The 24,169-nt window shown below is 47.3% G+C and carries 24 protein-coding genes and 2 riboswitches; of the genes, 12 read left to right on the forward strand and 12 right to left on the reverse strand.

All coding sequences use genetic code 11. From position 1 onward, the window contains the following. Positions 1-31 precede the first annotated feature (31 nt). From ABJ225_RS04835 to ABJ225_RS04845, 3 genes are read right to left on the reverse strand one after another with little or no spacing between them, the layout of a single operon-like run. On the reverse strand, positions 32-1,504 hold the full coding sequence (locus ABJ225_RS04835) for an adenosylcobinamide amidohydrolase (protein WP_347318766.1): 1,473 nt from the start codon (positions 1,502-1,504) through the stop codon (positions 32-34). Beyond that, entirely contained in the window at positions 1,501-2,559 is a 1,059-nt protein-coding gene (locus ABJ225_RS04840) for a FecCD family ABC transporter permease (RefSeq protein ID WP_347318768.1), read from the reverse strand. The genes ABJ225_RS04835 and ABJ225_RS04840 overlap by 4 nt, the downstream gene beginning before the upstream one ends. Further along, positions 2,522-3,472, reverse strand: a complete 951-nt coding sequence (locus tag ABJ225_RS04845; RefSeq protein ID WP_056536214.1) for an ABC transporter substrate-binding protein — start codon at positions 3,470-3,472, stop codon at positions 2,522-2,524. Before ABJ225_RS04845 ends, ABJ225_RS04840 begins: the two co-directional genes overlap by 38 nt. A gap of 105 nt (positions 3,473-3,577) precedes the next feature. Beyond that, a riboswitch (cobalamin riboswitch) is annotated at positions 3,578-3,759 on the reverse strand. Positions 3,760-3,926: 167 nt separating this feature from the next. On the opposite strand from ABJ225_RS04845, the gene ABJ225_RS04850 reads away from it, so the two are divergent. Both ABJ225_RS04850 and msrA read left to right on the forward strand, forming a co-directional pair. Then, positions 3,927-4,481 carry a PadR family transcriptional regulator gene (locus tag ABJ225_RS04850; RefSeq protein ID WP_347318770.1) on the forward strand — a complete coding sequence of 185 codons (555 nt, stop codon included), beginning with the start codon at positions 3,927-3,929 and terminating at the stop codon, positions 4,479-4,481. Between the two features lie 28 nt (positions 4,482-4,509). Next, positions 4,510-5,040: a peptide-methionine (S)-S-oxide reductase MsrA gene (gene msrA, locus ABJ225_RS04855; RefSeq protein ID WP_148984325.1), complete on the forward strand. Its 531-nt coding sequence runs from the start codon at positions 4,510-4,512 to the stop codon at positions 5,038-5,040. Positions 5,041-5,084: 44 nt separating this feature from the next. Here msrA and ABJ225_RS04860 read toward each other — a convergent pair whose 3' ends face one another. After that, a complete protein-coding gene (locus ABJ225_RS04860; RefSeq protein ID WP_347318772.1) occupies positions 5,085-6,590 on the reverse strand; it encodes a phytoene desaturase family protein in 1,506 nt (501 codons plus the stop codon). A gap of 136 nt (positions 6,591-6,726) precedes the next feature. On the opposite strand from ABJ225_RS04860, the gene ABJ225_RS04865 reads away from it, so the two are divergent. Together ABJ225_RS04865 and ABJ225_RS04870 are read left to right on the forward strand one after the other, a co-directional pair. Next, the gene (locus ABJ225_RS04865; RefSeq protein ID WP_218247621.1) at positions 6,727-7,824 is read left to right on the forward strand and encodes a glycosyltransferase family 2 protein; all 1,098 of its coding nucleotides are present in this window, start codon (positions 6,727-6,729) and stop codon (positions 7,822-7,824) included. Further along, on the forward strand, positions 7,821-8,333 hold the full coding sequence (locus ABJ225_RS04870; RefSeq protein ID WP_347318774.1) for a glycosyl-4,4'-diaponeurosporenoate acyltransferase CrtO family protein: 513 nt from the start codon (positions 7,821-7,823) through the stop codon (positions 8,331-8,333). Before ABJ225_RS04865 ends, ABJ225_RS04870 begins: the two co-directional genes overlap by 4 nt. Before the next feature lie 7 nt (positions 8,334-8,340). Here ABJ225_RS04870 and ABJ225_RS04875 read toward each other — a convergent pair whose 3' ends face one another. Continuing rightward, the gene (locus ABJ225_RS04875) at positions 8,341-9,423 is read right to left on the reverse strand and encodes a C45 family autoproteolytic acyltransferase/hydrolase (protein WP_347318776.1); all 1,083 of its coding nucleotides are present in this window, start codon (positions 9,421-9,423) and stop codon (positions 8,341-8,343) included. Between the two features lie 123 nt (positions 9,424-9,546). Beyond that, complete coding sequence (locus tag ABJ225_RS04880; protein ID WP_056536197.1) at positions 9,547-10,407, reverse strand: CvfB family protein; 861 nt, start codon at positions 10,405-10,407, stop codon at positions 9,547-9,549. Positions 10,408-10,599: 192 nt separating this feature from the next. After that, positions 10,600-10,700, forward strand: a riboswitch (purine riboswitch). Between the two features lie 75 nt (positions 10,701-10,775). Here ABJ225_RS04880 and ABJ225_RS04885 point away from each other — a divergent pair. Continuing rightward, the gene (locus ABJ225_RS04885) at positions 10,776-12,068 is read left to right on the forward strand and encodes an NCS2 family permease (protein ID WP_079516177.1); all 1,293 of its coding nucleotides are present in this window, start codon (positions 10,776-10,778) and stop codon (positions 12,066-12,068) included. Between the two features lie 41 nt (positions 12,069-12,109). On the opposite strand, the gene ABJ225_RS04890 is transcribed toward ABJ225_RS04885, so the two are convergent. Both ABJ225_RS04890 and ABJ225_RS04895 read right to left on the reverse strand, forming a co-directional pair. Next, a complete protein-coding gene (locus ABJ225_RS04890) occupies positions 12,110-12,622 on the reverse strand; it encodes a YhcN/YlaJ family sporulation lipoprotein (RefSeq protein ID WP_218247618.1) in 513 nt (170 codons plus the stop codon). A 104-nt stretch (positions 12,623-12,726) separates the two neighbouring features. Further along, complete coding sequence (locus tag ABJ225_RS04895; RefSeq protein ID WP_347318779.1) at positions 12,727-13,146, reverse strand: DUF4395 domain-containing protein; 420 nt, start codon at positions 13,144-13,146, stop codon at positions 12,727-12,729. Between the two features lie 215 nt (positions 13,147-13,361). Between ABJ225_RS04895 and ABJ225_RS04900 the strand changes: the two genes are divergently transcribed. Next, positions 13,362-14,963: an ABC-F family ATP-binding cassette domain-containing protein gene (locus ABJ225_RS04900; RefSeq protein ID WP_053426916.1), complete on the forward strand. Its 1,602-nt coding sequence runs from the start codon at positions 13,362-13,364 to the stop codon at positions 14,961-14,963. 50 nt (positions 14,964-15,013) lie between these two features. On the opposite strand, the gene recQ is transcribed toward ABJ225_RS04900, so the two are convergent. The 3 genes from recQ to ABJ225_RS04915 all read right to left on the reverse strand — a co-directional run bounded on the left by recQ (position 15,014) and on the right by ABJ225_RS04915 (position 17,684). Next, positions 15,014-17,107 carry a DNA helicase RecQ gene (recQ, locus tag ABJ225_RS04905; protein WP_347318781.1) on the reverse strand — a complete coding sequence of 698 codons (2,094 nt, stop codon included), beginning with the start codon at positions 17,105-17,107 and terminating at the stop codon, positions 15,014-15,016. Between the two features lie 123 nt (positions 17,108-17,230). Beyond that, positions 17,231-17,359, reverse strand: coding sequence for a hypothetical protein (locus tag ABJ225_RS04910; protein ID WP_286188444.1), 129 nt, complete (start codon positions 17,357-17,359; stop codon positions 17,231-17,233). Between the two features lie 109 nt (positions 17,360-17,468). After that, on the reverse strand, positions 17,469-17,684 hold the full coding sequence (locus ABJ225_RS04915) for a cold-inducible protein YdjO-related protein (RefSeq protein WP_048003775.1): 216 nt from the start codon (positions 17,682-17,684) through the stop codon (positions 17,469-17,471). 291 nt (positions 17,685-17,975) lie between these two features. On the opposite strand from ABJ225_RS04915, the gene ABJ225_RS04920 reads away from it, so the two are divergent. From ABJ225_RS04920 to ABJ225_RS04930, 3 genes are read left to right on the forward strand one after another with little or no spacing between them, the layout of a single operon-like run. Then, complete coding sequence (locus ABJ225_RS04920; protein WP_347318784.1) at positions 17,976-19,448, forward strand: spore germination protein; 1,473 nt, start codon at positions 17,976-17,978, stop codon at positions 19,446-19,448. 35 nt (positions 19,449-19,483) lie between these two features. Continuing rightward, a complete protein-coding gene (locus tag ABJ225_RS04925; RefSeq protein WP_347318786.1) occupies positions 19,484-20,593 on the forward strand; it encodes a GerAB/ArcD/ProY family transporter in 1,110 nt (369 codons plus the stop codon). Next, positions 20,590-21,723: a Ger(x)C family spore germination protein gene (locus ABJ225_RS04930; protein ID WP_347318788.1), complete on the forward strand. Its 1,134-nt coding sequence runs from the start codon at positions 20,590-20,592 to the stop codon at positions 21,721-21,723. The genes ABJ225_RS04925 and ABJ225_RS04930 overlap by 4 nt, the downstream gene beginning before the upstream one ends. 22 nt (positions 21,724-21,745) lie before the next feature. Here the strand turns inward: ABJ225_RS04930 and ABJ225_RS04935 are convergent, their stop codons facing one another. Next, positions 21,746-22,099 carry a DUF1033 family protein gene (locus tag ABJ225_RS04935; protein WP_187442961.1) on the reverse strand — a complete coding sequence of 118 codons (354 nt, stop codon included), beginning with the start codon at positions 22,097-22,099 and terminating at the stop codon, positions 21,746-21,748. A gap of 136 nt (positions 22,100-22,235) precedes the next feature. On the opposite strand from ABJ225_RS04935, the gene ABJ225_RS04940 reads away from it, so the two are divergent. The 3 genes from ABJ225_RS04940 to yidC all read left to right on the forward strand — a co-directional run bounded on the left by ABJ225_RS04940 (position 22,236) and on the right by yidC (position 23,927). Next, positions 22,236-22,688, forward strand: a complete 453-nt coding sequence (locus tag ABJ225_RS04940; RefSeq protein WP_079516184.1) for a cupredoxin domain-containing protein — start codon at positions 22,236-22,238, stop codon at positions 22,686-22,688. 168 nt (positions 22,689-22,856) lie between these two features. Next, the gene (locus ABJ225_RS04945) at positions 22,857-23,126 is read left to right on the forward strand and encodes a hypothetical protein (RefSeq protein ID WP_347318790.1); all 270 of its coding nucleotides are present in this window, start codon (positions 22,857-22,859) and stop codon (positions 23,124-23,126) included. Between the two features lie 30 nt (positions 23,127-23,156). Next, positions 23,157-23,927: a membrane protein insertase YidC gene (yidC, locus tag ABJ225_RS04950; protein ID WP_056536173.1), complete on the forward strand. Its 771-nt coding sequence runs from the start codon at positions 23,157-23,159 to the stop codon at positions 23,925-23,927. Positions 23,928-24,169 lie beyond the last annotated feature (242 nt).

Consider the following 24,169-nt stretch of genomic DNA (forward strand, 5'->3'; position numbering starts at 1 on the left):
CAAATAGCGTGTCGACCACAGCAAATACCATTCACTTCTCTTCCCCTCTTTTATGGTTTTTATAGTTTTGGACTGCCTGCCTGGTCACCTCATGGACCCCCCGGCCAATGAGTTTCCCGATTTTCGTTACAGGGCCTGCGAACGGATCCTTCTCCCCGTTTTGGGTAGAAGCGATGAGGATGCTGTCCGTCGGTGTCCCCGTTGCACTTCCACCTGTCCGCGGATCCGTTATCCCTTCATCAAGGAGGGCTTTGACTTTTGCTTCCGTGGATGTTACCAACGCTTCAATAAACGCTTCATCGGTCAGATTCCCTTCAATGAAAACCCACAGGTTGATGGTACCGGGAGCCTGGTCGGACGGGTGGAGATAGCTGGTCGAAACATCAATGGCGTTACCCGTACCTGCCGTGACGACGACGAACACCGCCTTATCCCCATCTTCGTATCGTCCATGGGCTGCCAGTGACAGGTCCAATGCTGTCATCATGCCGACGGTACGTGACGGTTCGAGAGCATGTTCTTGAATGAACCTGCGCATGTCCCCTGCATAATCCACATGGTCATAAGTCGGTGAGACCCTCCGATTGACAAAATCGGCATACCAACCGATGCCTGCCCCGCTCACTCCTGAAGACATGCATTTCAAGTGGGCTGGGGCTGCATAATGAATCACATTTTCTCCTATGGAGAGATGATGCGGCCCCATCTTGGCATGGGCAGCTGCTTCTGCCTCGGGGATGATCATCATTTGAGGTTTGGCCACACTCGGGTGGGCTTGCTTTTGCACCTTCGTGCGGTATACGGATTCAATGTTTTCTTCTTTAAGCACTTCTTCAGGAAGATGGATGGTTTTCGTTTTACCCTCTTCAAGCAATAAAAGCCGGTCACAGTAAAGACTGGCCAGATTAAGATCGTGGAAGATGGAGATCACCGTCAGACCATCTTCATGGGTTTGCTTCTTAATGAGGTCGAGCAGGGATTTCTGATAGGATAGATCAAGATGATTGGTGGGCTCATCCAGGAGCAATAATTTTGGCTCCTGAGCAAGGGCTTGTGCAAGGAAGACCCGCTGCCGTTCCCCCCCAGAGAGCTCATGAAGGTATTTGTCCTTGAACACCCCAACCCCTGTCTGATCCATGACGCGCCCCACCACTTCTTCGTCATATTCGGAAACCGTCTTGAGAAAGCCTTTTTGATGGGCATACCGGCCAAGCATTACGGTTTCCTTCACCTGGTAAGAAAAAGTGTCTCCCGAAAGCTGGGGAAGGACGGCTACCGTTCGGGCAAGTTCCTTGGCGTTGTATGCATCGATGGATTTTCCGGCAATCTCGATTTTCCCGTCCAGCAACGGAAGAAGACCCGTCATGGCTTTCAATAGCGTCGTCTTACCGCTACCATTAGGGCCGAGTATACCAAAGAATTCTGATTCCCCGATGGAGAAGCTGATATCGTCGACGACCTTTCTTCCTTCATATCCGACCGATACGCGGTCTGCCTTCATCATATGGACGCCCTCCTTTTCTTCAGAAGAATATAAGCAAATATCGGGGCCCCCACAAGAGAAGTGATGACTCCGATCGGCAGCTCAGTCGGGGCGATGATGGTCCTCGATACAAGATCAGCCAGCACGAGGAAACCTCCACCCGTAAGGACGGATAATGGTAGGAGATGAACATGGTCATGACCGACAATCCTGCGAAGGAAATGAGGCACCACCAAGCCGACAAACCCTATCGTACCGGAAACGGCTACAGCCGCCCCTGTGAGGATGCTTCCGGAAATGAGGATCAAGAGCTTCCTTTTCTGGACCGAAATCCCGATGTAGCGTGCCTGATCCTCCCCGAAACTCATCCCGTTCAACTCTTTGGCATTGAGCAGCAGCAAAAGGACGCCGACCACGAAGAATGGCAGAACGATCCCCACATACTCCCAGCCTCTCATGGACACGCTTCCGAGTAGCCATCCGATGATTTGTCTCAATTCCTCCCCTGTGAGAGCAATCATAAGGGAGATGAATGATCCCAGGAACGAACTGAAGATGATGCCCGTGAGGATGATGGTCTCCACCTTCATCGTCCTTTCGACCTTTTGAGCAAACCATAAGACGATAAAGATGGTCGCGATTGAAAACAGGATGCTTAGAAATGGGAGGGTGAATGGGCCGATGAACGGGATTGTCAAATGGAAAAAGAGCGTGACCACTGCCCCCACTGATGCTCCGGAAGAAACGCCCAAAGTGTATGGATCGGCAAGGGGATTCCGCAAGAGACCTTGAAAAGAAGCTCCCGCAACAGCAAGGGAGCTTCCTACAATCAGAGCCAGCAGGACTCTTGGAAGCCTGATGGAATAAACGATATTAATGAACATCTGATCTACCTCAGGTGGTACATCACGACCAACCATTTTCGCCCCGATGATCTGGATGATATCCAAGAACGGGACGCGGATTGTACCGACCGAGATGGCGACCAAAATAGAAATGATAAGGAATGAAAATGACGTAGCGTAACTGATCCAAATTTTATTCGTTGAATAGCTCCGGATAGACCGCTTTGGCAATTTCCTCTACTCCTTCTACGATCCTCGGACCTGAACGGGTCACAAGATCGGTGTTCACATCATGCACTTCTTTATCCTTGACGGCTTGTACGTCCTTCCATGCGCTGCGGTCTAGGACTTGTTGGACGGCTTGCTCACCGTAAGTCGTAATGATGACGTCAGGATTTTTTGCGAGTACGTCTTCTTCACTCACTTTGATCCAGCCTTCTTGATCTCCCATTACATTATCGGCATTGATGGTCGCAAGCATTTCATCCACAAAGGTATTCTTCCCGGTGGAATAGATTTCAGGCTCTCCGGACACTTCCACATATACGCTTTTCTTCTCTTTTACAGAAGCGGTTTTTTCTTTAATCGAGTCGATCCCGTCTTTCATGTCTGAAACGACCTTTTCCGCCTCTTCATTCTTCCCGACAAGCTTCCCGATATTCTCGATTGTTGTATAAACTTTATCAAAGCTCGACGCATCACGTACGACATATACAGGAATACCAGAATCCCTGATTTGATCAAGACCGGCTTTTGCTGATACAGCCGTGGATTCATGGGCAAGGACCAGGTCCGGTTTCATCCCTACGATCTTCTCGACGTTGAATTCCATTCCACCGATCTTCTCGATATCTGCCGCTTCTTCCGGATAGTTATCAAAATCGGTCACTCCGACGACGCTGTCTCCGAGCCCCAATTCAAAAAGGATCTCCGTATTACTTGGGATCAGGGTGACAATCTTTTCGGGTGCTTTCTCAAGGGTGATATCATCCCCGAGTGCATCCTCTACCGTGACGGGTTTGGATGCTGATTCACTGCTTTTTTCAGAGGTTTTTTCCTCTGCTTTGTTGTCTGTCGTTCCACATGCTGTCAATAATCCAAGCGCTAGGAACAGGGCTAATACGATCTTGATTGAATGTTTCAATCGTTTCTCCTCCTTATTCGTTCCAGGCGAAAGAAAAACATCCCTGCAACAGGGATGTTAGTGTAAAATGCATCAAGCACCGTACACCCTTCTATCCGCGTAGACGGTGTGATCAGAACATGGGCAGGTCTCCTGGCTCATGAGTATGCGCTCCCTCGCCTTCCCATTTCTCAGAAACAGTGGCGTTGAAGGAGCAAACCCATTTACAGTGGCGGGACCGCGCCGGAGTTGAACCGGCTTCCCTATTATGAGGCGTCAAGCGCCTCACCCATGATCGTTATGTAAGATTATCCACTCAGAATTATACACAAGTTTACAAGGATAGTGAATCTTTTTTCACATCCAGCATGTCGAATGCCGTCTTCTAAGGGCTTTGAGAATCCATTCATGATATAATGGACCATATTGAGAGATTCATCGGCCCAGCGCTTCAACATGATAAGGAGTTTTTTTTATGTCAATTCGATATGCACTGCTCGGTTTATTGGCCAAGCAACCTCAGACGGGCTATGACCTGTTCCATACATTCAAAACACAACAAATCTACTATTGGAGCTCTACCCACTCCCAAGTTTACAAGGAACTCGGGAAGATGGAAGAAGAACATCTGACCACTCATGATATCGTCTATCAGGAAGGCAGCCCCAATAAGAAGGTATACACCATTACCCCTGATGGAGAACGCCACCTGATCGAATGGATGATCCATACCAAGAGCAAACCAGCCAAGATCAAGGATGAGTTCCTGATCAAGACTTCTGCCTTTCACGTTATTTCAAAAGAAGAAGCCATCTCTCTCCTTCATCGGATGAAGGCGCATAACGAAATGGTGGTCACCGGGACCGGGCAGTGGAAGGAACAGACGTTTCAAGGCAAAAAGCCCGGGTATGAGCAGTTTGGAGAATATTTGACTGCGGAGTATGGAATCAGGTACGCGCAAATGTATGTCGATTGGTGTGACTGGGCGATAAAGGAGATTCAATCTCTTCCTGAAAATACGAAATCTTGACAACTACTATGAATTGGAGGACGAATTGATGGGTGCACATACACATTTGGCAACATTCGCAGGAGGATGCTTCTGGTGCATGGTGAAGCCTTTTGATGAGCTTCCGGGTATACACGGAATCGTTTCCGGCTACACGGGGGGGCACGTCAAGGACCCGGCTTACAAAGAAGTGAAGGAAGGAAACAGCGGTCACTATGAAGCGGTTCAGATCACATATGATCCCGACCTCTTCCCATACGAACGGCTGCTGGAGTTATATTGGCCACAAATCGATCCAACGGATGATGGCGGTCAATTCCAGGACCGTGGTGACCAATACCGCACGGCCATCTTTTATCATGATGAAGATCAGCGGATTGCAGCAGAAGCCACAAAAAAAGAGATCGAAGAAAGCGGCCGGTTTAAAAAACCCATCGTGACGGCGATTCTCCCTGCTTCCACTTTTTATCCTGCTGAAGATTATCACCAGGACTTCTATAAAACAAATCCCGATGAATACAAGGAAGACCGAGCCAAGTCCGGAAGGGACGAATTCATCGAGGAAAACTGGAAAGAATGATCACAAAAATGCCGCGTGGGTGTAAACATCCACGCGGCATTTTATTATCCAGTGGCTCTTCCGGCTTTCGCTTGTTCCTCGAGGATCAGCTCTGCTGTCAGTTGTCCTGACAATGAAACCATCGGGACCCCTCCACCTGGATGGGTCGATCCCCCCACAAAATATACATTGGACAAGATCCGGCTTTTATTCGGAACCTTGAAGCCTCCATTTAATTTTCGATCCGTCACCGTTCCATAGATCGAACCGCCATTCGACCCGTAAAGCTTCTGAATATCATTCGGTGTAAAGGTGTATTCAAACTCGATATGCTCCCTGAGCCCTTCTACACCCATGCGCTCCAGCTTGTTCAGGATCACTTCCCTGTATGCTTCTTCATGCCGGCTCCAGTCTTCTCCTTTTTTCAATGGAGGTACATGTGTGAGGATGAATAGATTCTCTTTTCCCACAGGTGCCTGAGAAGGATCCGTTTTTGAGGAAATCCCGATATAGACCGTAGGATCATCCGCCATTTTCTTTTCTTCGAAGATCTGATGAAATTCTTTCTTCGGGTCTTCACTGAAGAAGAAGTTATGATGAGAGAGATGGTCATACGTCTTGTCTACGCCAAGGAGCATCACCAGGCCGGATACGGATGGTGCATACTTGCTCAGCTCCTCCACTTCCGTTTTCGCTTCAGGCAGCTCACCGAGAAGTGACTGATAGGCTGGGATCGCCTCGAGATTGGATATGACGAGATCTGCAGGAACCACCTCACCAAGCTTCGTCCGTACACCCTCTGCTCGGCTACCCGTCGTCACGATATCCTCCACCTCACAACGAAGCCTCACGTCGACACCAAGCTCACCGAGAAGTTTCTCCATCGCTTCTGCGATTTTATACATCCCGCCTTTGACGTAATGAACACCGATCCCCAATTGAACGTGAGTCAATTGAGACATGATTGCAGGGGATTGGTACGGAGATGACCCTACATACATGATCAAGAAATTGAACAGCTGCCTCAGGTGTTTATCCTTGATGAACTTGCGGGTGGCGGCATCCATCGACTTCATGGGATCCATCTGGAGAAGTTCCTTCACCCCGTGCATCATCCGCAGATCCTGAAGACCGCTGATGCTTTTTTTGTAGAAGCTTTTCATTGTTAACTCATACATCTTACTGCCATAGGAGAGGTATTGAAACAGCTGCTGGGCATCATCAGGGGACTGCTTTTTGATCTCAACAAGCAGGGTGGGCAGATCCGCTGACAAATCGATGACCTTCCCATCTTCAAAAAATGTCCTCCAGCCCGGATCGACCCTGACGATTTCAATATAATCATGCACATCACGATCCGCATGGGAAAACACCTTCTCCAAGACCCACGGCATGGTGAGGATCGATGGACCCGTGTCAAAGGTGAATCCTTTCCCATTCCGCTGGTTGAGTTTCCCACCAAGTCTTTCCCCTTTCTCCAAGATGGTCACCGCATGTCCTTCCGCCGCCAATCTGATGGCCGCAGACATCCCTGCAATGCCTCCACCAACAATGACTACTTTCCTCTTCATACTTCTTCCTCCTTCAATATCAGGTTTATCCGCTACCCATTCTAGCCAGTTTTCACAGAATCTAATCGACTAAAGGTATGGAGACGAGCGTTCATGACTAAAATGGCAGTAAAAATGACTGATAGAGGTGTATGAAATGATACTTTGGATCACTGCCATTCTTCTGACGTTCGTCTTATTCCCAAAGGTTCACCGATTGAAGAAGGACATCCATGTCCAAAAAGCATTTCTTGTGAAAAAATGTTCTGTCATCATACCTGCACGGAATGAGGAACACACCATAAGCAGGCTTCTTGAAAGCCTCTCGACACAGCTGGCCACCCCCTTAGAAGTGATCGTCGTGAATGATGGATCAACGGATAGGACGAAAGAGGTGGCAAGTTCTTATGGGGTACAGATCGTAGATGCACCCCCTCCACCTGAAGGGTGGGCAGGTAAAACGTGGGCATGTTGGAACGGGACAAAGGGCGCGCGTGGAGATACCCTGATATTTTTGGATAGCGATACATGGCTCGGGAGTTCGGGACTTCTCAAACTTTGTGAGGCATATGAAGAACAACATTCCTCCGGCATCCTCACGATCCAGCCTTATCACGTGATGAAGCACAGTCATGAACCGTTCTCCCTTTTCTTCCAGCTCATCATCATGGCCTCTGTTCATTTCCTGGGCAGGGCTCGTGGGGGCTACGGTCAGTGCATGATCTGTTCAAGGGAAAGCTATGAACGACTAGGTGGTCATGAAGCCATGCGACAGGAGGTGGTCGAGCATTACTCGTTCGCCAAGAAGGCTTCAGGAAGCGGAGAGAGGGTACGTGCGCTGAGTGGCAAAGGAGCGGTCAATATGAGGATGTATGAAGGCGGGATCAAACAGCTGATTGAAGGTTGGTCCAAAAGCTTCGCTTCCGGAGCGAAATCGGGACAACCACTTCCGACGATGATCACATGCGTGTGGATCGGCACCATGGTGTCCCTGCTTGCCCAGGGTTTCGACCGGTTGATGGAAGCCCCTTATGTTTATATAGGAGGATATGGAATCCTCGCATTGCAACTGTATTTGATTGCCAGGATGATCGGAAACTTTTCATTATTGGATACTCTTCTATTTCCGGTCCATCTGCTATTCTTCCTTTTTGTGTTCACCCACTCATTCCTGCAAACGTTTCTAAAGAGGAAGGTTAAATGGAAAGGACGGTATATTGTTCTTGATAAGGGGAAGGACGAAAAAATGAAATGATCCTGTACTATATCTTAGCGTGGGTGGGCATCCACCTCTTGTCGGCTTATGGCTGTTCACGCCTGAAGGAGCGGACCCTCCTTCGCCTTACACATATATTGAAACCGAGGGATTTTGAAGGAGCCGGTTGGTTCAGGGTCTTGGCGGTGCGGAGGTGGAAAAGCTGGTTTCCTGATGCAGGGGGATGGTTCCGTAACGGTATCTCAAAGAAGGAAATCGGTCTTACCAGGCAAGGCGGGAGGACTCGCTTCCTCGCCGAATTGAACCGGGCAGAGCTGTGCCATTGGCTCCAGCTTATCCCCTCCCCATTTTTCATCCTGTTCGGCGGAGGGGTGATCGGCTGGTGGATGGGGGCATACGGGATCGCGTTCAACCTGCCCCTGATCCTGATTCAACGGTATAATCGAATGAGGCTATTGCGGATCATGCAGGGTGAAGAACCGATCATGCATAGTTCCCTTGGAGTTGTGCACCTTAAGCATAAGGACCGGGGAAGTCCTCCACCATGAAACGCCATCAATCGCTCGACCTCCCCGGTTCTTTCTCCCTCTCCATGAAGTGAAATACCTCCGTCGCCGGAAATTTTCCGACGATTTTTTTTATGCGGAGCGTTTCTCCCTTCAGCCACTTTGAAAAATCGATGGCCACACCCCGGGATCCACTCCCCAAGCCCACGACGGCCGATAGGTTTCTGCAGTCGAATGCTACCGTATGGATTGTCCCGTTCCACTGCTCATAGTCTTTTTTAAAGATCCTGCTCTCTTCATGATGAAAGCTTTCGAATCCCCCTAATAGAGTAATGGGACCTTCCATCATGTCATTCAAATGCCCCAAGCGCTCTTTGGACTCCATGATGTGGAAACGATTCTCCGCCAGAAGATCAGGGGATTGAAAATGATTGGCACAGACTAAACTGAAATCGGATTGATAGGATTGCACACCTCTCGGGCTAGCTTCCACAACTGCCGATTTCCCCCTTCGGTCATGGATGGAATAATTAAAGCTTTGACGGTGGGGAAGTTCCCTGAGGAGTGAGACCGCTTCTTCCGTTGTGGCGCATGTATCAAGGACCATTCTCGCTAATGTGGTACATATGAGGCCTTTCCCTGGATTCACGCGATTGACGAAATGAAAGCCCAGGGCGAGACCTTCTTCATTCAGGCCGTCGATACGGCCGATCCCCCTGCCCGAAAATCCGATGCTCGAATAGGCTCCTTCTGTTTGGGTCAAGAGCAACCTCCCTTCATAGGTTTTCGGATGAAAATCATAGTTGCGGACATAGATCCCGTCTTTTGCCAGTGCCGAACATCCAGATACGGGCCAGTCTGCCTGATAGCCTGAATATTCATGGACCGTTTCTTCCAATGACCAACCGATTCCTTCGGCAAACCCGTTGATTTCCTCCCATAAAGAGGGATCATACTGCATGAAGAGATCCCTCACCTCAGACATTTCTGTCGCATAGGAATTCCGGGACTTCTTTCTTCTTTCCAGATGGAAACCGTAAAGGGGGGATTCTTTTAATTCATTTCCAAGGTCCACTCCCACTGCATAGGGCGTCCCTCTTGAACCAATGACACTTGCTTTGACCAATTGCATACAGGTCGCCTTCCTTTCATATGGGCTTCACCAGTCTCAGGAAATGCAGGATCCATTTTTCGTTGGACCCCCTACGGACGTCAATGTAAAAAAAGGAGCGCGAATTTGCCGCTCCTTTTTCCGTCAATCTTTTTTCAAATATGTCCAGCCATCTTCCTGATAGATCTTGCCTTCTTTCATCATCATGCCCAGTGCCCGCTTAAATGATGCCTTACTCATATTGAAACGATCCTTGATCTCTTCAGGAAGGCTTTTATCCCAATAAGGCATGGAGCCGTTACGTTCAAGGAGGTATTCGAAGATGATCTCGGCATCATCAGACATTTTATCCTGCTTTAATGGAAGGAAAGATACATTAAGGGAACCATCTTCTTTCACATCGATGACCCTCCCTTCGACCATTTGACCGAGGCGCGGTTCCTCGCGACGCTCATTTTCATGGACGAAGCAGCGATAGCCCTGCTCCGACAAGAAGAATGTGCCCACTCGTAGGAGGCGGTAAACCCTTCCCTGGATGCTGGCCTTGTTCATTTCGGAAGACGCTCTTCTAGCCACCTGTTCAATGATGTTCTCCGTTGCCAGACGGCCATACAGCCTGTCCTGCTTATCGCGGTTCAGGGTCATGAACAGCTGATCTCCCGGTTCTGGCCACAGTGAAAAGAATTTTGGTAGATCGTCACCTGAAACCAGGATATCCTTTGGAAGACCGATGTTGACGAATACACCGAGATCCTCATGCTTATCCACTACTTCTGCCCACCCGTAATATCCCACCTGGATTTTAGGGATACGCATGGTCGCAGCCAGTCTTACTTCTTTATCATGATAAAGGAACACAGTTACCGTATCCCCTTCTTGAAGTTCTTCGGTCATTTCAGAGTGGTGAAGCAGCACGCGATTTTCACCATCGGTTAAAAAGAATCCGTATGGCATTTCCTGGTCGGCTGTCAGCTCCGCCACCACGCCCGGTTTTAATGAAGACATTGTATTTCCTCCTGCCGTTAACAAGTATTAAATAATCGTATTCCCTAAATATAGCCTGTTTCCTATCTTATGTATAGGGCGAGCGACCATTTAGGAATAAAGAATCAATTTAGAAAAGAGTGAAAAAAAGAACATTTAACACATATATTGACCCGTTTCGAATGATTTTGATATGATTCATCTATTCTGATTATAATAAAATACATGAACCCTTGTATAAGTTCAAGAATATGGCTTGAACGTTTCTACCAGCTACCCTAAATGGCTTGTCTACAAGAAGATGAATGTTTTCATATACATTCCTTTTGTAGAGTAAACTCTGGTCTGGGGCCGGGGTTTTTTATTGTTCTCATCCTAGGAGGGTTATTATGAAAGCATTCTTCAAATTCGAAGAACGTGGCACCAACTACCGTAAAGAAACATTGGCAGGCATTACAACCTTCCTATCCATGGCATATATTCTGGTTGTCAATCCGATTATATTAAGCCAGACCGGCATGGACAAAGGTGCCCTTTTCACCGCTACTGCGCTCTCTGCTATCGTGGGATCGCTCCTGATTGGACTGCTGGCTAACTTCCCTGTTGGGATTGCACCCAGTATGGGGCTCAACTCCTTCTTCACGTTTTCCGTCTGTATCGGAATGGGTGTTCCATGGGAAACAGCACTGACCGGTGTCTTCATTGCCGGGATCATCTTCATGATCTTGAGCTTGATGAAAATACGCGAAAAAATCATCAACGTCATCCCGTCCGATCTGAAATTCGCTATCGCCGGGGGTATTGGCTTCTTCGTTGCTTTCATCGGTTTTAAAAATGCCGGGCTGATCCAGGCGAATGAGGATACCATCGTATCCATAGGAAACCTCGGTTCTCCAGGGGCACTGCTTGCTGTCTTCGGTTTCATCGTCACCCTGATGCTTCTCGTGAAGGGCATCAAGGGAGGAATTTTCTATGGGATGGTGATCACGACCATTCTTGGCATGGTCGTTGGACAAATCGCTGTGCCTCATTCCGTGGTTGGAGCGGTACCAAGTCTGTCTCCTACGTTCGGAGTTGTGTTCAGCCATCTCGGCGACATCTTCTCCCTGAAGATCTTCGCTGTTATCTTCACCTTCCTCTTCGTAGCGTTCTTCGACACGGCAGGTGCATTGATTGCCGTCGCAAGTCAAGCAGGTTTGATGAAAGACAACCAGATCCCGAATGCCGGACGCGCCTTGCTGGCCGATTCCGCCTCTGGAGTGGCAGGATCCATCTTTGGTACTTCCACGACGGCATCTTTTGTAGAATCATCTGCGGGAGTTGCCGTAGGGGGACGCACAGGCTTCACTTCTGTGATCATCGCACTCGGTTTCGCTGTTGCTCTCTTCTTTTCGCCAATCCTGTCAGTCATTACGCCCGAAGTGACGGCGCCGGCACTGATCATTGTCGGTGCATTGATGGCAACAGAAGTCAGACACATTGACTGGGGAAAACTTGAGGTTTTCATCCCGTCTTTCCTTACCATTATCATGATGCCTCTTACCTCAAGCGTCGCGACAGGCATTGCTGCAGGGTTCGTTTTGTATCCCTTCGCCATGATCGCGTCGAAAAAGGCCAGGCAAGTTCATCCGATCATGTATGTACTGGCGGCGCTGTTCATCTTATTCTTCGCCGTCTCATGAATAAAGAAAGAGGACCGGAATCTCATCCGGTCCTCTTTCTTTTATTGGTTGCGGTTCGGGAATACGCTTCGGATCATGCCGCTGATTTCTTCTCCGAGGCCTTCGATCGGCTGACCGTTTTTCACCTTGCCGGAATAATCCTTCATGCGATCAACGAATGCAGGGTTGGTTGAAATGTAGACGTTATGGATGCTTCCATTTGTTTCCTTCACTTGCTTTGTGATCTTGTCTTCGAGGTCCTTGCTCAATTTCCCATTATCAAGGACTGCCGCTACATAGGCATTATGATCGGTTGCCATGACATATGCGCTCTTAACATTATCGAGGTTGGCCACTTTATTTGCCGCATCTTCTGAGATGGAATAGTTTCCATCATTCATCATTCCATCATTCATATGATCATTGTTATAATCACGTTCTGCCTGGTTGTCATAGTTTACATTCTGAAGGTTGTCATTCATTCCTTCTTTATCTGTGCCGTTTTTAGAAGCACAACCAGCAGCTGCAGCAGAGATCATCAAGATCGATGCTCCCGTAAGGATCAATTTTTTCATTTTTCTTTCCTCCTAATTCGTATTCCTCCTTACTATCCCCGGACGCGAACTTTCTATTCATGCAAAAAACGATCCTGGGTTTATTGGCCAGGATCGCGTTCATTTCATCTAATTGATCGTTTATACTGATACCTTTTCCATTGAAAACGAATGAAGCAGCCGATGCAGAAGCCAAGCAGTGCCACGGCCGCCGATACGAATACCAAAGCGGTGAACACGACCGATGCGACCGACCAACCTGCAAGGGAGGATGCATAGCCCGCAGCCAGACAGATCACTACAATCGTACTGTTAAAACTTTGTTGGTCCGCGTCCTCCTGAATATAGCTGGAGGCATCTTTTCTTAAAAACGCCCTGCCCGCTTTTACGATTGGATTGAACCCTAAAAATGTACCACAGGCATTGGCTGCCAATGGGACCAGAAGGAAATGCTCCACCTGAAAGATCCAGAAGCTGAGAACAAAAAGGATGATGCTCCACTGATTCAACTGGACAAGAGGTTTGGGAATCGTTTTCGACTTCATACACAAATCCGACCTTTCCGATTTGCTTTGTTACTTATCATACATCGTGGAAAAAGAAATAGCAAAACTTTTATTCCATCTCTCATCCTTCTCATCCCTTGGCAAATCACTTGGGAGTAAAACTGCATGAATGGCCAAAAGAGCCGACTTCCCTATCTTTTTGAGCCTTATGCATGGTATAATCTTTTAGATTGAGTATTAGGAGGGTTTCATACATGATCCAAGTATCAGATGTAAGTTTGCGTTTCGGCGACCGAAAATTATTCGAGGACGTCAATATAAAATTCACACCGGGGAACTGTTACGGCTTGATCGGTGCAAACGGTGCCGGCAAGTCCACATTCTTAAAAATATTATCAGGAGAGATCGAATCCCAAACCGGCCATGTTTCCATGGGGTCAGGGGAGCGACTCGCTGTCTTGAAACAGAACCACTTTGAATATGAAGAACACGAAGTCCTCAAGGTAGTCATCATGGGACATAGCCGCCTTTATGAAGTAATGCAGGAAAAAGACGCCATTTATATGAAAGAGGACTTCTCTGATGAAGATGGCATGAAAGCAGCGGAACTTGAAGGTGAGTTTGCAGAATTGAATGGGTGGGAAGCCGAGTCAGAAGCCGCGATCCTTCTAAAGGGTCTTGGAATCGGTGAAAACCTCCATACAAAGCTGATGTCTGAGCTTACAGGTGGAGAAAAAGTAAAAGTACTCCTTGCACAGGCACTATTCGGCAAACCCGATGTCCTGCTTCTTGATGAGCCGACGAATAACCTTGACCTTCAAGCAATCCAGTGGCTTGAAGACTTCTTGATCAATTTCGAGAACACCGTCATCGTCGTATCCCATGACCGTCACTTCTTGAATAAAGTGTGTACGCACATTGCGGACCTTGATTTCAGCAAGATTCAGATTTATGTCGGGAACTACGATTTCTGGTATGAGTCCAGCCAGCTCGCTCTGAAGATGGCACAGGATCAGAATAAGAAAAAAGAAGAGAAAATCAAAGAGCTCCAAGCTTTCGTTGCACGTTTCAGTGCCAACGCATCCAAGTCGAAACAGGCGACTTCACGTAAGAAATCCCTTGAAAAAATCAGCCTTGATGACATCAAGCCAAGCTCAAGGCGCTACCCTTACGTTCACTTCCAAACCGGGCGTGAAATCGGAAATGATGTCCTCCGCGTAGAAGGCCTCAGCAAAACGATTGATGGCGTGAAGGTACTGAACAATGTCAGCTTCATCATGAACAAGGAAGATAAGATTGCCCTTGTCGGTAAGAATGAAATTGCCAAAACGACCCTTTTCAAAATCCTCGCTGGAGAGATGGAGCCGGATAGCGGTTCTTTCAAATGGGGCGTCACAACGAGTCAGGCATACTTCCCGAACGATAACTCGAAGTACTTCCAAGGTAGCGAACAGACCCTTGTCGACTGGCTCCGTCAATATTCACCAGATGATGAGAGCGAAACGTTCCTGCGCGGATTCCTTGGACGCATGCTGTTCTCCGGAGAAGAAGTTTTGAAAAAACCGAGTGTGCTTTCCGGAGGGGAAAAAGTACGCTGTATGCTGTCGAAGATGATGCTCAGCTCATCGAACGTGCTTATGCTCGATGAACCGACGAATCACTTGGACCTTGAATCCATCACTGCCCTCAATAATGGATTGATCAACTTCAAAGGCGCCATGATCTTCGCCTCCCATGACCACCAGTTCGTTCAAACGATCGCGAACCGCATCATTGAACTTACCGACGAAGGACTTATTGACAAAGAATCATCTTATGATGAATTCCTTGAAATGAGAGCGGCGCAAAAAGCCTGATAAAAAAAGAAAACCTCACCGGAAGCATCAAGTTTCCGGCGAGGCTTTTTTCATGTCTGTTTTGCAAGGAATGCTTTGATTTGGAAATAACTGATTTCATCAGGTAGGAGCTCTTTGATAGGCTTGAGTTTATCCGAGCCTGCCTCTTGCACTGCCCCCCTGATCAACCCTTCCTCCTCTTCTGAAAACAAAAGTGTCCAATCCGTACCTACCCCTTCTTCATAGGCACGGGCGATATGATTCTCGATCGTCGTCGAACTCATACCTCTACGTGATGCAATCTGCTTTGGATCGTATCCTTCCATGAACAGCTGATAGCTCACGATATGTGAAGGCCCCTCTTCTTCCATCCGTTCTCCGGGCTCTTCTTCCATGACTGTCCTCTCTTCAAAGTCTGCAATTCCTTTCAGGAACGCATCCCCATATTTAACGAGCTTATTCTGTCCCACCCCGCTCACATCTAGGAATTCATCCCTTGATTTAGGGCGCTTATCGCTCATGTCATGAAGCGTCTTGTCCGAGAAGATGACAAACGGCGGAACACCAGCTCTTTCTGCCAACTCTTTTCGGATCTGACGTAGTGATTCGAAGAGGGGGTCTTCCTTCTGGATGACCCTGACCATGGTCTTTTGTATCTTTCTTGAAATCGACCTCTGGCCCAATAGGACCTCTTTTCCCTTTGAAGATACTTTAAGAATGGGGTAGCTCCCCCCTTCTACCGCGATCACCCCTTCGGCGATCAGATACTCAATGAATAGGGAAACATCCTTTTGCGATTGGTCTTTCATGAGTCCGTATGTGGAGAGCTGATCAAAACGCCAATCTTTAATTTTTTTATTCTTTGATGCCGTCAGGACCCCGGCAATCAGGGAGGTACCGAATCGCTCATTCATCCTGAGCATACAAGACAGGACCATCTGAGCTTTGACCGTCACATCTTCCTGTTCACGGTCATCAAGGCAGTTGCTGCATTTCCCGCATCTTGCATCGCCCTTCTCTCCGAAGTAAGTGAGAATATACTGTTGGAGGCAGGACTCTGTGTGGGCAAAATCAATCATCTCCCTCAGCTTTTGCATTTCATTCATCTGCATGTCGGGTGAAATATTCTGCTCGATGATGTATCGCTGAGTCTGAATATCCTGAGGAGCGAATAGGAGTATGCATTCACTGTCGACTCCATCACGTCCTGCCCGTCCGGCTTCCTGATAATAGCCTTCCATATTCTTCGGCAGTTGATAGTGGATCACATACCGCACATTCGATTTATTGATGCCCATTCCGAAGGCATTCGTGGCCACCATGATGGAAATCGAGTCATTCAGGAATGCATCCTGCTGCTCTTCACGGAGGCTATCGGACAAACCACCGTGGTATTTGCCGACTGCTATCCCCTTCCGCTCGAGAAGCTGGTGCAAAGCTTCGACTTCCTTTCTTGTGGCACAGTAAATGATCCCTGAGTGATCCCTGTTCTTTTTAACATAGTTTTCAACCCATTTTTTTCGATTTTCCCCTTTGACGACTTGGAAGAACAGGTTATCCCGTTCAAATCCCGTCAATACCATATTCTCATCACGAATGTGAAGGTGATATAGGATATCCTGCTGAACTTGTGGAGTTGCCGTTGCCGTCAAAGCGAGGATAACAGGATTTGTCGGGAGTTGGGCCACAGCCGAGGAGATGTTCATGTAGCTCGGCCTGAAATCGTGTCCCCATTGGGAGAGGCAGTGGGCTTCATCCACCGCTACCAGGGGGATGGGCAGGGTTTGGAGGAATCGAAGGAAACTCCTTGATTCCAATCGCTCTGGTGCGATATAAAGGAGCTTATATTCACCTGCTGAAAGTCCAGCCATCGTTTCATCCGTTTCTCTTGCTGTGAGGGTACTGTTTATGTAAGTAGCTGGTATCCCTTGTTGGATAAGGGCATCTACCTGATCCTTCATCAAGGAGATCAGCGGTGAAATGACGACGGTCACTCCATCCAGGAGCAGAGACGGGACCTGGTAACAAAGGGACTTCCCTCCTCCAGTCGGCATGATTCCGACGGTGTCGTTTCCGGCTAAAACGTGTTGGACAATTTCATCCTGTCCCGTTCTGAATGAATCATAGCCGAAATACTCTTTTAAAACATTCGTTGCTTGCTGCAAACCTTCGACCTCCTGTCATGATTGTGGTCCCCTAATTGTAAAACAGATTTTCTTATCTGCCAATAAACAGTCCCAATAAAAATGAACAAGGCGGTCACGGATTTCCGTGATACCGCCTCACATTCAAAACCACTTGATTTCTTTGGTATCCTTTTTATCTTCGTTCGGTGCCGTCCCTTTCCAGAATTGCTCCCATACGGTACGACGAGTTTCTTCAGGCTTTTTTGTCTCATTCTCTTTTTTCACAGCCACCGTGCTCCCTCCTTGAAGTCAGAATACAATACAGTGTATTCACCTACCCGGAAAAGCGTTTAGCATTTGGGCGGGCAAAAGAAAAAGAACCGACATTTGTCGGTTCCGATCAGGAAGTCTTCAAGGTAGGGTGGGGATTATCCACAACCTGCAGAACCTTGGTTGACTGTACCATGTCTTCTTTACATAATGGACACTTAGGTGTGTCTTCGCTTTTGAAATTATCTCTCATCCAGCCTTTACAATCTTCAGCGGAACAAGCCCAAATTTTTGTTTCTTCCGTTTTAATTTCTTCCTCAACTTGATTTCTACGACCAAAAGCCATTGAATGTCCTCCTTTAAGATAAGTAGGATTTTCCCGCTAAGCTTTCTAACATGGAAAAAATAAAACTGCTGTAGATGGTAAGGGTTGATGAATATATGCTCTAGGTTCACTTCTATTGTACCATACTTTTACTTTTAAATATAGTGAACACTGCTTCTCCCCCCTAGTATGGATGAAACCCAATGAAAATATGCAAGATCTCCACCCTTATTTTATGATGCTATCCAGGGTAATATGCCGATCTCCGGGCAAGCTAAAGGGTAAATGAGTGTTGTCAGGGTGATGTGAATCATGTTTAGGAGTAAACAACAGAAACCTTTCGGCAGCGTCCTTTCAGACGCTTTGAATGGGCGAATACAAACGAGCAGCGATCTCGTATTAAGGCATGTGGTGAAGAGCTCCCAAGCTTTCACCATCGCGTATTTGGAAGACCTTATCGATTCAGAGGCTCTGCATAGTCACATACTTAGGCCGCTTGAAGACTGGCCTGGCCCTTTGTCAGACGAAGAAGTCCGTAACGTGATTTCCATCGGTGGGCTTTCCACCACAGACTCCATTGAAGACGCGATCAGTCACCTTATTAACGGTGCGGCGATCATCTTTCAAGAAGAATCACAATACGCAACGATAGCAGATATCAGTGATCCGGGTACAAGGAGCCTGGAAAAGGCTGAAACCGAATCACTCGTTTTCGGCCCGAAGATTTCATTTACCGAATCCATATCGAAAAATCTCAATCTGGTCCGGGCAAATGTAAATGACCCCAACTTATGCGTGGAAACCTTCGAAGTTGGCGACCGGCTGAAACGCAAGGTGCAGATGGTCTATATCAGGGACCTTGCCGATGAAGAGAATGTTAATACCTTCCGTCAACGCATCCGTGATATTGAAGTGGACAGCATTTTGGACTCAACGGTTCTGACTCAGATGATCGAGGATAATTCTTATACGTTTTTCCCACAGTTCCTCACAACGGAACTCCCTGACCGGGTGAGTGTTTCACTTCTGCATGGTAAGGTAGGTGTCCTGGTGGACAGGAGTCCGACGGTCATCATCGGCCCTTCCACTTTTCTGAGTTTTTTTGAATCCACGGAAGATATCTATCTACGTTGGAATATGGGGACATTCCTCCGCATTGTCCGTTTCATAGCCATCTTTTTCTCGATCCTGCTTACCCCTGCTTACGTGGCCGTCATCACGTATCATTACGAGGTGATTCCATCCGCCCTGCTTGTCTCGCTCGGCCAGTCGCGCTCGAACGTCCCCTTCCCTCCCGTCTTCGAAGCGCTTCTATTGGAATTCATCATTGAGTTACTAAGGGAAGCAGGGGCAAGATTGCCGACCAAAGTGGGTCAGACGATGGGTATTGTCGGAGGAATCGTGATCGGGCAGGCTTCGGTTGAAGCGGGATTTACAAGCAATATCCTGATTATCATCATCGCTATCAGCGCCCTCGGCTCTTTTACCGCTCCGAGCTATGCCATCGGGACAGCTGTCAGGGTCATCCGGTTCCCACTGATCGTCATGGCTGGTCTATACGGAGGGCTGGGGATGATGTTTTGTTTTTGCTTCTTACTCATCCACTTATTAAGGCTTACCACACTGGGTCGACCTTATTTATCACCGGCTTATCCGTTCAGGTATCAGGATTTGAAGTATAGTCTCTTCCGTCTCCCCTACCAGTTCCTATCCAAACGACCGGTAACCAATCACCCCAGTGACACAGGACGGATTCCGGAAGAGAAAATCAAACATAAAAAATAAACGCAGTACTTGAATAGAGGGAAAGGAGGGTCATCATGAAAGTCAATCTGAATCCTCAGCCGAAATCAATGATCAATGCTTTTCTAGTCATGTTTATCATCCATACAGCTCAGACCGGCGTAGGTATTGCCGGCCTTCCGCGTGTCGTTTTCATGGAGGCAGGCAGGGATGCATGGATTTCTGTCCTCTTGTCCGGTTTCTCCATCAGCCTTGTGCTTTTCATCATGGTCGTCATCTTGAACTCATATGAGTCAGCGGATCTTTATGGAATCCATAAGGATGTTTATGGGAAATGGCTGAGTGTACTAGTCAATTGCATTTATATAGTCTACCTTCTATGCGTAACCTTCATCATCATGATGAATTACATTGAAATGGTCCAAGCATGGATCTTCCCAAAGATCCAGCCGTGGCTAGTGATGGGCCTCCTCCTTATCTTATTGGCCTATGGCGTGAGCGGAGGCTTCAGGGTTGTAGCGGGGATCTGCTTCCTCGGATTCATATTCGCCTTTTGGCTCGTGTTTATGATCTACACCCCCATCAAATTCATGAGCTTCAATCATTTGCTCCCTATCATGACGGCTTCCCCGGATGAACTGATGAAAGGGACTTATAAAAGCAGCTTTTCCATGGTTGGTTTCGAGCTCCTTTTTCTGTATTACCCCTATATTAAAGAGAAGCAGAAAGTCTTGAAATATGCCTTGATCGGTTCAGGTTATACCACGATCCTATTCACGGTCGTGACCGTCGTTTCGATCGGCTTTTTCTCTCAAGAGACACTGATGAAAACCATTTGGCCCGTCCTTTCCATGTTTAAGATTCTCAGAATTCCGAACTTGGAACGTTTTGAATTCATCGCCGTATCCTTTTGGATGCTCATCATCCTTCCAAATATATGCGTTTACTTTTGGAGTGCGGTCAGGGGGATGAAACGGACCTTCAATCTTTCCCACAAGAAGGCGATCCTGATTTTTTCCCTTATAATTTGGACTGTGTCTATTTTCCTCGAGAACCGAGTCTTAATCAACCACGTCACAGACCGTATCGCTACAGGGAGTTTTGTTCTCGCTTTTATCTACCCTTTCATCCTATTAATTCTGGTAAAGTTCAAAGCACGACTGACCAATAGGAGGAATGATTCTTGAAAATAGTCTGTATACTTATCTCCTGCATGCTCTTCCTCACGGGTTGTCTCGAAACCAAATACCTCGAAAAATTGGGTTTAATTACGGCAGTCGGTTACGACAAAGCAGAAGATGATAAACTCAAAGGCACCACTGTTCTCTATCAATTCAACCCATCAATGGATGAAGTAGAGAAAACACTAACCACGACTGCTCGGACCTCCAAGGGAATCAGGCTCTCTCAAAACCTGGATACGGATCATAAACTCGTATCTGGACAGCTCAGGGTCGCGGTCTACGGGAAGGACATCGCGGAAGAAGGCATCGCTCACCTTGTGGATACACTCGAGAGGGATTCCTCCATTGGCAATATGGTGTATCTGGCGGTTGCGGAATCGACTGCTGAAGAAATATTAACGTTCCCCTTGAAAGAAGAACCTTCCAATACAGGGACGTATCTTTATAATCTCATCCAGCAGAATGTAGACGGGGATGCGATCATCGCTCCGACTCTGCAAGAATTCGTTACAGATTACGGAAGCGTCGGCAAGGATGCTATCCTGCCTATGCTGTCGATCACGAATGGAGATATGGGGGTGGAGGGATTTGCGCTATTTGATGAAGATCGCTATGTGCAAAGCGTCGGAAAGGAGAGATTTTTCTATGTACGCTCTCTTATTGAGAATAATGAAGTAGGTAGCGTGGAGTTGGGGGTTCCTTTGGAAGCTTTCAAGGAACATCTATCCAAATGGGACCGTGAAGATCGGACAGAGGAAGATCTATTCATCACCTTGGATAGCATAAGGTCTTCTTTCAAGATCCGGTTACCCGACCGGGATCAGCCGGATTTCCACATCACCCTCAAGGTCAAATCACGCTTATTGGAAATGTCAGAGGAGCTTCATCTCGGAAACCCGAAAGTCATCAAACTGCTTGAAAGGAGTATTGATAAAAAGATGGAAGAGTCCATCGAAGATGTCCTTACGTTTCTGCAGGAGAACCACACGGACCCTGTTGGTTTTGGGATGAAGTATATGAGCGTGAGGGGGCATCAGGATTTGACCCGCAAACAATGGACGGACCTCTACCAAAAAGCGACGTTCCATGTCACAGTCGAAAATGAAATCGTCCGCACCGGAGTGATCAATTAAAAGGGCCGACACTGGGCGGCCCTTATCGATTCGTTATATAGTCACGGAGATCCTCTGTCAGTTCATTGGATGGCAAATGTTCCGCAGGCTTCCCGTCTTTGAACAGGATCAGACCGATGAATAGCTGAAGATCATCATCACAGGCCTCGCAGAATTCAATTTCTTCCGGATTCCAAAAGGCGATTGAATGAATATGTTTGGCTTTCATATTCGGATAGTGGGATCGGTGATGGTGGATCTGTTCCTTATATTTTTCAATGGCCTCGACGTCATTGTCGAAGGACCATTCTTCCACGATATCCCGTTCCCAATTTTCGAAGAACCACCATGGTTCAGCATCGCTTTTCGTTTTGATCACTTTCCATTTTGATTCCATATTCCCACTCCTTCTCCCCAAATTGTACAAAAAAATAAGGGAAATGCAAAACATTTCAATTCTATCCCCTGGCCGGAGACAAGTTCTTGTCCTGCGATGCATAGTTATAGGACAAGAACACTACAGGGGTGAACGTATGAAATTTTATTCCATTTCCAAAAGAAGATTCCTGATCACGGGGTTGCTGATGGTGGTGATGTTGGTTACAGCCAGTTTATGGTATTTCTCGAATCGGGATGACTATCCGACCGTTTCCCTCCCAGGTGGCAAAGCCCAAGTGTTTCAACTGGTAACTGGGGAATTCTCCTCAGAACTGCCCGGTGGAAAAAAGATCGAAGCTTACCGATGGGACCCCGGGACGATCGTCGTTGAAAGCGGAAAAGAAGTTGAACTACGGATCCTCGGAGTGAACGGGCATGAGCACCCCTTTCATATTGAGGGAACGAATGTGACCGGAGTGGTTAAAAAAGGGGAAGAAACAGTGGTACACTATACATTTGCCGATCCCGGGACCTATAAACTCGTATGCGACCTGCATGAAACAATGGAGCAGAACGGCCCCATGATTGCTTACATTGTCGTTCAATGAAGAGGATTCCTCCGTGGGTGCCTTGGTGAATGAGTGGAGACGGTCCTTTAAAGGGGAATGGCTGACAAGTTCCAATAGATAATCATGGATTTTTCCCTGCAGAAGAAGTATACTCTAACTTGTATGACCTCTTAATAAAGGAGCCAACCTCCATTGTCTATTCTTTTTATGCAGGAGTTCATCGATTTTTATCTGAGCCCGATCCACTTCAGCATCCTGCTGTTATTCATCCTGATCCTGTTCCTGAATCAATTTCCTTCTCCGTTCAAGCTTTATTCCCACTCATCCTATAAACGGATCGATGGGGTACAACGGGTCGCGGAGGTACAGACAGACCAGAATGATACGGTCGGCACCAGATTGATCAAAATGATGAAATTCCTCTTTTATCATGCAGAAAGTGATGAACCGTCCTCCATGGATTGTCTAAGTATTTAACAATCCAATTACTCAAGGAGGAACACATCATTGAAGAAATTAACGATATCATTACTTGTACTTATAACCGCCATCACACTCGGGGGATGTCAGAGCGCTACGACTGACGGGGCATTCTTCCATGATTATTTCGTCAATCCATTTGCCTACCTGATTCACGAAATCGGCACATTCCTAGGTGGAAACTTTGGACTTGCTCTTATCGTGATCACGATTCTTATTCGTTTGATTTTGCTTCCATTTATGCTGCGCACCTATAAAAATCAGCAGGAAATGAAAGTGAAGATGGACGTGATGAAGCCTGAAATGACGGCTATACAAAAAAAGATCAAAGAAACGAAAAATAAGGAAGAGCAGCAGAAACTGCAGCAGGAAATGATGCAGCTATACCAAAAGCACGGCGTCAATCCACTGAACATGGGCTGCCTCCCTTTAATTATCCAGACACCGATCCTAATCGGTCTGTATTATGCCATTCGTTCTTCTACAGAAATTGCCGATCATTCATTTCTATGGTTCAATCTCGGAGAGCCGAATATCGCCATGGCCGTCATCGCCGGAATTGTCTACCTCATTCAGTCGAGGGTGACCCTGATCGGCATGACTGCTGAACAGCAGAAGCAGATGAAGATCCTTGGTCTTCTCTCACCTGTCATGATCTTCATCTTCTCATTGAATGCGCCATCGGCCCTTCCCCTCTACTGGGCAGCAGGAGGAGCCTTCCTGATCGTCCAGACGCTTATCGGGAAAAAGCTTTACGCACCAAAGGCCGTTGAGAAAGAAGCGAAACCTGCAAAATAATAATGAGTCTGAAAAAGCATCTTCGTCATAGCAAAACCCGGAATCACTTCCCTAATATAAGGAAATGATTCCGGGTTTTTAATTTGTTTCATGAGCATTTAAATTGTTTCTAGCGATTGATCGGAGTGCAAGACGAAGAATTTTCCGGCAAGAGTAGCCGATGTATTACCCCGCAGGCTTGCCGAGAAAAGCGAAACCTTCCACGGAAATTTCGAGTGACTGAAGGAACCTATACTGATATT

It is taken from the genome of Rossellomorea sp. RS05 (assembly GCF_039822645.1).
Lineage (GTDB): Bacteria > Bacillota > Bacilli > Bacillales > Bacillaceae_B > Rossellomorea > Rossellomorea marisflavi_B.

Excerpts from the sequence above, each read along its gene's own strand:
- ABJ225_RS04835 (WP_347318766.1), bottom strand. The coding sequence starts at position 1,504 with ATGATGAAGGCAGACCGCGTATCGGTCGGATATGAAGGAAGAAAGGTC.
- ABJ225_RS04850 (WP_347318770.1), top strand. The coding sequence starts at position 3,927 with ATGTCAATTCGATATGCACTGCTCGGTTTATTGGCCAAGCAACCTCAG.
- msrA (WP_148984325.1), top strand. The coding sequence starts at position 4,510 with ATGGGTGCACATACACATTTGGCAACATTCGCAGGAGGATGCTTCTGG.
- ABJ225_RS04860 (WP_347318772.1), bottom strand. The coding sequence starts at position 6,590 with ATGAAGAGGAAAGTAGTCATTGTTGGTGGAGGCATTGCAGGGATGTCT.
- ABJ225_RS04865 (WP_218247621.1), top strand. The coding sequence starts at position 6,727 with ATGATACTTTGGATCACTGCCATTCTTCTGACGTTCGTCTTATTCCCA.
- ABJ225_RS04870 (WP_347318774.1), top strand. The coding sequence starts at position 7,821 with ATGATCCTGTACTATATCTTAGCGTGGGTGGGCATCCACCTCTTGTCG.
- ABJ225_RS04875 (WP_347318776.1), bottom strand. The coding sequence starts at position 9,423 with ATGCAATTGGTCAAAGCAAGTGTCATTGGTTCAAGAGGGACGCCCTAT.
- ABJ225_RS04880 (WP_056536197.1), bottom strand. The coding sequence starts at position 10,407 with ATGTCTTCATTAAAACCGGGCGTGGTGGCGGAGCTGACAGCCGACCAG.
- ABJ225_RS04885 (WP_079516177.1), top strand. The coding sequence starts at position 10,776 with ATGAAAGCATTCTTCAAATTCGAAGAACGTGGCACCAACTACCGTAAA.
- ABJ225_RS04890 (WP_218247618.1), bottom strand. The coding sequence starts at position 12,622 with ATGAAAAAATTGATCCTTACGGGAGCATCGATCTTGATGATCTCTGCT.
- ABJ225_RS04895 (WP_347318779.1), bottom strand. The coding sequence starts at position 13,146 with ATGAAGTCGAAAACGATTCCCAAACCTCTTGTCCAGTTGAATCAGTGG.
- ABJ225_RS04900 (WP_053426916.1), top strand. The coding sequence starts at position 13,362 with ATGATCCAAGTATCAGATGTAAGTTTGCGTTTCGGCGACCGAAAATTA.
- ABJ225_RS04915 (WP_048003775.1), bottom strand. The coding sequence starts at position 17,684 with ATGGCTTTTGGTCGTAGAAATCAAGTTGAGGAAGAAATTAAAACGGAA.
- ABJ225_RS04920 (WP_347318784.1), top strand. The coding sequence starts at position 17,976 with ATGTTTAGGAGTAAACAACAGAAACCTTTCGGCAGCGTCCTTTCAGAC.
- ABJ225_RS04925 (WP_347318786.1), top strand. The coding sequence starts at position 19,484 with ATGAAAGTCAATCTGAATCCTCAGCCGAAATCAATGATCAATGCTTTT.
- ABJ225_RS04935 (WP_187442961.1), bottom strand. The coding sequence starts at position 22,099 with ATGGAATCAAAATGGAAAGTGATCAAAACGAAAAGCGATGCTGAACCA.
- ABJ225_RS04940 (WP_079516184.1), top strand. The coding sequence starts at position 22,236 with ATGAAATTTTATTCCATTTCCAAAAGAAGATTCCTGATCACGGGGTTG.
- ABJ225_RS04945 (WP_347318790.1), top strand. The coding sequence starts at position 22,857 with ATGCAGGAGTTCATCGATTTTTATCTGAGCCCGATCCACTTCAGCATC.